The sequence below is a fragment of the Saccharopolyspora sp. 7B genome, from assembly GCF_020177435.1.
In the GTDB taxonomy this organism is placed as follows: Bacteria; Actinomycetota; Actinomycetes; order Mycobacteriales; family Pseudonocardiaceae; genus Saccharopolyspora_C; species Saccharopolyspora_C gregorii.
Genome location: NZ_JAIUKC010000045.1, coordinates 1 through 6,282, shown reverse-complemented (window position 1 = coordinate 6,282; position 6,282 = coordinate 1). Strand labels below are relative to the sequence as shown.

The window sequence follows — 6,282 nt, the reverse complement described above, 5'->3', positions numbered from 1 at the left end:
GCTCGGCCCGCAGAGCAGGACGGGCCGAGCGGCGGACCAGCGGCCCGATCAGCGCTCGATCAGAGCTTGATGGTCGGGTTGTGCAGGTCGAACCAGGTGGAGACGTCGAGCGCGCGCTCGAACACGTTCCGGGTCGGGGTGTCCACTTCGGACGGATCGAGGTTCGCGGCCTCGCGCACCCAGTCGGCGTTGAGCAGTTCCAGCGCCCGGTCCCCGTTCGAGATGAGCTCCTTGACCTGCTTCTGCAGCTCGGCGGCGTAGGCCGGGTCCTGGGTCGACGGGTACGGGCTCTTCACCCGGTCCACCACGGACTTCGGCAGCACGTCGGCGGAGGCGCCGCGCAGCAGGCTCTTCTCCCGGCCGTCGTAGGTCTTGAGCGACCAGGGCGCGTTGAACACGTACTCGACGAGCCGGTGGTCGCAGAACGGGACGCGGACCTCCAGGCCCACCGCCATCGACATCCGGTCCTTGCGGTCCAGCAGCATCCGCACGAAGCGGGTCAGGTGCAGGTAGCTGATCTCCCGCATCTTCGCCTCGAACGGGCTGTCCGAGTCGAGCGTGGGCATGCCCGCGATGGCCGCCTCGTACTCCGAGCTGATGTAGCCGGGGATGTCGAGGGTGTCGGCGACCGACTTGTCCAGGACGCGGGGGCCCTCGGCCTGCTGGGTGTTGAAGGCGGCCAGCCACGGGAAGGTGCGCGCCTGCTGCACCTTCGGGTCGTGGAACCACTTGTAGCCGCCGAAGACCTCGTCGGCGGACTCGCCGGACAACGCCACGGTCGAATGGCCGCGGATGGCCTTGAACAGCAGGTACAGCGAGTTGTCCATGTCGCCGAGGCCCATCGGGAAGTCCCGGGACTGCACGGCGGCACGGCGCACGGCCGGGTCGGCGAGGGCCTGCGGGTCGAGCACGATGTCCTGGTGCTGCGAGCCGACGTGCTTGTGCACGTCCTGCACGAACGGGCCGTCGGGGGTCGCGCGCATCTCGTCGGGCTGGAAGTTCTCGGTCTGGCCGACGAAGTCCACGGCGAAGCTGCGGACCTTCTCGCCCTGCGCGGCGAGCTGCTGGGCGGACAGCGCGGTCAACGCGCTGGAGTCGAGGCCACCGGAGAGCAGCAGGCACCGCGGCACGTCGGCGACGAGCTGGCGGCGCACGATGTCGTCGAGCAGTTCGCGGACGTGCGCGACGCTGGCTTCCTGGTCGTCGGTGTGCTCGACGGCGTCGAGGCTCCAGTAGGTGTGCTCGCGCAGGCCGTTGCGGTCGAAGGTGACGACGGTGCCGGGCACGACCTCGCGCATGCCCTGCCAGATGGCCCGGCCGGGGGACTTGGTGACGGAGAACAGCTCGCGCAGCCCGTCGGCGTCGACGACCTTCTCCACCTCGGGGTTGGCCAGGATCGCCTTCGGCTCGGAGCCGAACAGCAGGCCGTTCTCGGTCTGCTGGTAGTACAGCGGCTTGATGCCCATCCGGTCGCGGATCAGCAGCAGCTGCTCGGTGCGGGTGTCCCAGACGGCGAAGGCGTACATGCCGTTGAGCTTCTCGGCGACGTCGGCGCCCCACTCCAGGTAGCCGTGCAGCACGACCTCGGTGTCGGAGTCGGTGTCGAAGCGGTGGCCGCGGCGGCGGAGTTCGTCGCGCAGCTCGGTGAAGTTGTAGGCCTCACCGCTGTAGACGAGCCCGACCTTGCCGTCGGGGGTGTCGACCTCCATCGGCTGGGCGCCGCCGGGCAGGTCGATGATGGCGAGCCGCCGGTGGCCGAGCGCCGCGTGCGGCTGGACCCAGGTTCCCGCCCCGTCCGGCCCGCGGCAGGCCATCGTGTCGCACATCGCGTCGATGACCGGTTGTTCCCGGGTGAGGTCTCGGCGGAAATCGATCCAGCCGGAGATGCCGCACATGGCGTAGCTCCCTTCGTGAAGGTTCTTACTTAGTCAAGGTAACTACTTTGTTGCATCGACGAAACCAATCCGCGGTGTCGAACTCGGTGCGTGACAACGCCCAGACCTGCCAAAACGGTCGAAAAACCACGCGCGACACCGGTGTTCCCACGTATCGCGGCAGGTAACGCGGTCGTAACGCGGTCCGTACCGACGTGCGGTGAGGGACGCCACGCCCTCACCCGGACGGACCACGGACGCCGCCGGCGTAAGCAGCGCGTCAAGACCGCCGCTCCCCGCGTCAAACCACCGTCAGCAGCCCTGTCCGCGCCCCGCGCGACGACGTTGAGTGGGGGAGACGGCGCCACCGGGGCGCCCCGCATCGAAGGAGGCGCGCGGAGATGGCGGACCTCGCCTGCGCGCTCGTGCTGATCGGTGGGTTCCTCGTGCTCGCGCTGAGCCTGCGCGGTCTGGAGCGGTTGTGATCGCCCTCCTCGCCAACGCCGCGGGCGGCCTGCTCGCGCTGCTGCTCATCGCCTTCCTGTTCCTCGCCCTGATCAGGCCGGAGAAGTTCTGATGTCCTCCCTCGCGGTCGGCCTCACCCAGGTCGCCCTCCTCGTCCTCGCCCTGGCGGTCTGCTACCGGCCGCTCGGCGACCACATGGCGCGCGCCTACACCGACGACCGGCACTGGCGGGTGGAGCGCGGGCTCTACCGGGTGCTGCGCGTCGACGGCGACGCCGGGCAGCGCTGGACGACCTACGCGGCCGCGGTGCTCGCGTTCTCGTTCGCCTCCGTCGTGCTGCTGTACCTGCTGCAGCGGCTGCAGGGCTTCCTGCCGCTGGACTTCGGGCGCGGTCCCGTTGACCCGGCCACCGCGTTCAACACCGCGGTCAGCTTCGCGACCAACACCAACTGGCAGTCCTACGTGCCGGAGCAGGTGCTCGGGCACACCGTGCAGCTGGCCGGGCTCACCGTGCAGAACTTCCTGTCCGCCGCGGTCGGCATGGCCGTCGCCGTCGCGCTGGTGCGCGGGTTCACCCGCTCCGGCACCGACCGGATCGGGAACTTCTGGGTGGACCTCACCCGCGGCGTGGTGCGCGTCCTGCTGCCCATCGCGGCCGTGGCCGCGGTGCTGCTGGTGGGGCTCGGCGCGGTGATGAGCTTCGCGCCCGGCCTGCACGTCGTCGGCCTCGACGGGCAGCAGCACACCATCGCCACCGCGCCGATCGCGAGCCAGGAGGCCATCAAGGACCTCGGGACCAACGGCGGCGGCGTGCTCAACGCGAACTCCGCCCACCCGTTCGCGAACCCGAACGGGGTCAGCAACCTGCTGCAGATCTTCCTGCTCCTGCTGATCCCGGTGAGCCTGACCCGCACCTTCGGCACCATGGTCGGCGACCGCAGGCAGGGCCGGGTGCTGCTGTCGGTGATGGCCGGGCTGTTCACCGCGCTGCTGGCCGTCGTGTGGTGGGCCGAGGCGCACCCGAACGGTCCGGTGGCGCTCGCCGCGGGCGGTGCGCTGGAGGGCAAGGAGGCGCGCTTCGGCACCTACCTGTCCGGGCTGTTCGCCGTCGCAACCACCGGCACCTCCACCGGCGCGGTGAACTCGGCGCACGACAGCCTCAGCGGGCTCGGCGGCGGAGCGGTGCTGCTGAACATGCTGCTCGGCGAGGTCGCGCCCGGCGGGGTCGGTTCCGGGCTGTACGGCATCCTCGTGCTCTCGGTGCTCGCCGTGTTCCTGGCCGGGCTGATGGTGGGGCGCACCCCCGAATACCTGGGCAAGAAGCTCGGCCGCCGGGAGATCACCGCCGCCGCGCTGTCGATCCTGGTGATGCCCGCGCTGGTGCTGGTCGGCACCGGCGCCGCCATCGCGCTGCCCGCCACGTCCGGGGCGATGGCGAACTCGGGGGCGCACGGGCTCAGCGAAGTGCTCTACGCGTACGCGTCCGCCGCCAACAACAACGGCAGCGCGTTCGCCGGGCTCACCGCCACCGACGACTTCTTCCAGACCACCCTGGCGCTGGCCATGCTGTTCGGCAGGCTGCTGCCGATCATGGCGGTGCTGATGCTGGCCGGGGCGCTCGCCCGCCAGCGGCGCATCCCGGCCGGTGCGGGCACGCTGCCCACCACCGGACCGCTGTTCGCAGGCCTGCTCGCAGGCACCGTCGTCCTCGTCGCCGCGCTGACCTTCCTGCCCGCGCTGGCGCTCGGCCCGATCGCGGAGGCACTGGCATGACCGCCGTCCTGACCGAATCCCCGGAATCCGCCGGGGACCGGCGATCCCCGCAGCGCGGGCGCGCCGTCGCCGCCGGGTCGTTCCGGCCGCGGCAGCTGCTCGCCGCCCTGCCGCAGGCCCTGCGCAAGCTGCACCCGAAGCACCAGCCGGCGAACCCCGTCATGCTCGTCGTGTGGGTCGGCTCGGTGCTCAGCACCGCGCTCGCCGTCGTCGAGCCCAGCGCCTTCGGCATCGCCGTCGCCGCCTGGCTGTGGTTCACCGTGCTGTTCGCGAACCTCGCCGAAGCGGTCGCCGAAGGACGCGGCCGCGCGCAGGCGGAATCGTTGCGGCGCACCAGGTCCGAGGCCGTCGCCCGCCGGATCGGCGAGCACGGCGAGGAACGGGTCGCGGGCACCGGCCTGCGCATCGGCGACCGCGTCGTCGTCGAAGCGGGCGAGGTGATCCCCGGCGACGGCGACGTCGTCGAGGGCATCGCCACCGTCGACGAATCCGCCATCACCGGCGAATCCGCCCCCGTCATCCGCGAATCCGGCGGCGACCGGTCCGCGGTGACCGCCGGGACCACGGTGCTCTCCGACCGGATCGTCGTGCGGATCACCACCGCTCCCGGCGAGACCTTCGTGGACCGGATGATCGCGCTCGTCGAAGGCGCGCAGCGGCAGAAGACGCCGAACGAGATCGCGCTGACGATCCTGCTGTCCACGCTCACCATCATCTTCCTGCTCGCGGTGACCGCGCTGCAGCCGCTGGCCGGCTACTCCGGCGGGCTGCTGCCGGTGGTGACGCTGACCGCGCTGCTGGTGTGCCTGATCCCCACCACGATCGGGGCGCTGCTGTCGGCGATCGGCATCGCGGGCATGGACCGGCTGGTGCAGCGCAACGTGCTCGCCAAGTCCGGGCGCGCCGTGGAGGCCGCCGGGGACGTGGACACGCTGCTGCTGGACAAGACCGGCACCATCACCTTCGGGAACCGGCGCGCCACCGAGCTCGTCCCGGCCGGCGGGGCCACCGACGCCGAACTGGCCGAGGTGGCGGTGCTCTCCAGCCTCGCCGACCCGACCCCCGAAGGCGTCAGCATCGTCGAGTTCTGCCGCGAGCACCACGAGATCCCCGCCCGGCCGGACGGCGGCGAACCGGTGGAGTTCACCGCGCAGACCCGGATGAGCGGCCTCGACCTGCCCGGCCGCCGCATCCGCAAGGGCGCGATCAGCGCGGTCCGCGAGTGGGTGCGCGCGGGCGGCGGCACCGTCGAGTCCGAAGTGGACACCATCGCGGACGGCATCGCCCGGGACGGCGGCACCCCGCTGGCCGTCGCCGAGGAGCGGGACGGCGCGTTCCGCGTCGTCGGCGTGGTGCGGCTCTCCGACGTGGTCAAGCCCGGCATGGCCGAGCGCTTCGCCGAACTCCGCGCCATGGGCATCCGCACCGTCATGGTCACCGGCGACAACGCGCTCACCGCCGCCGCCATCGCCCGCGAGGCCGGTGTGGACGACCACCTCGCCGAGGCCAAGCCCGAGGACAAGATGGCGCTGATCCGCCGCGAGCAGGACGGCGGCAGGCTCGTCGCGATGACCGGGGACGGCACCAACGACGCGCCCGCGCTCGCGCAGGCCGACGTCGGCGTCGCCATGAACACCGGCACGGCCGCCGCGAAGGAGGCCGGGAACATGGTGGACCTGGACTCCGACCCGACCAAGCTCATCGAGATCGTCGAGATCGGCAAGCAGCTGCTCATCACCCGCGGCGCGCTGACCACCTTCAGCATCGCCAACGACCTGGCGAAGTACTTCGCGATCCTGCCCGCGCTGTTCGTCGCGATCTACCCGCAGCTGGGCCGGTTGAACGTGATGCAGCTGGCCACGCCGTCCTCCGCGATCCTGTCCGCGGTGATCTTCAACGCGCTGATCATCGTGGTGCTGATCCCGCTGGCGCTGCGCGGCGTGCGGTACCGGCCGTCGAGCGCGGCGGCGCTGCTGCGGCGGAACCTGCTGCTGTTCGGCGTCGGCGGCGTGCTCAGCCCGTTCTTGGGGATCTGGCTCATCGACCTCGTGGTGGGGCGCCCCCCCCCCCCGGGGGGGGGGGGCGGCCGGCGGGGGGGGGGGGGGGGGGGGGGGGGGGCCCCCCCCGGGGCCACCCCGCGCGGGGGGGTTTTTTGTTTGAAGACCGGGAA

The 6,282-nt window shown here is 71.7% G+C and carries 4 protein-coding genes; 3 read left to right on the top strand and 1 reads right to left on the bottom strand.

Annotated features, from left to right (window positions below):
- Positions 1-59: 59 nt before the first annotated feature.
- Positions 60-1,895 (bottom strand): asparagine synthase (glutamine-hydrolyzing), encoded by a 1,836-nt coding sequence (gene asnB, locus LCD33_RS08715; RefSeq protein WP_224958745.1) that lies wholly within the window; start codon positions 1,893-1,895, stop codon positions 60-62.
- Between the two features lie 460 nt (positions 1,896-2,355).
- Between asnB and kdpF the strand changes: the two genes are divergently transcribed.
- The 3 genes from kdpF to kdpB form a co-directional block, all read left to right on the top strand.
- Positions 2,356-2,451, top strand: coding sequence for a K(+)-transporting ATPase subunit F (kdpF, locus tag LCD33_RS08710; protein ID WP_224977707.1), 96 nt, complete (start codon positions 2,356-2,358; stop codon positions 2,449-2,451).
- Complete coding sequence (gene kdpA / locus LCD33_RS08705) at positions 2,451-4,112, top strand: potassium-transporting ATPase subunit KdpA (RefSeq protein WP_224977706.1); 1,662 nt, start codon at positions 2,451-2,453, stop codon at positions 4,110-4,112. Before kdpF ends, kdpA begins: the two co-directional genes overlap by 1 nt.
- Positions 4,109-6,282 (top strand): potassium-transporting ATPase subunit KdpB (gene kdpB, locus LCD33_RS08700; RefSeq protein WP_224977705.1); only part of this gene is annotated, 2,174 nt, incomplete at its 3' end. The genes kdpA and kdpB, both read left to right, overlap by 4 nt.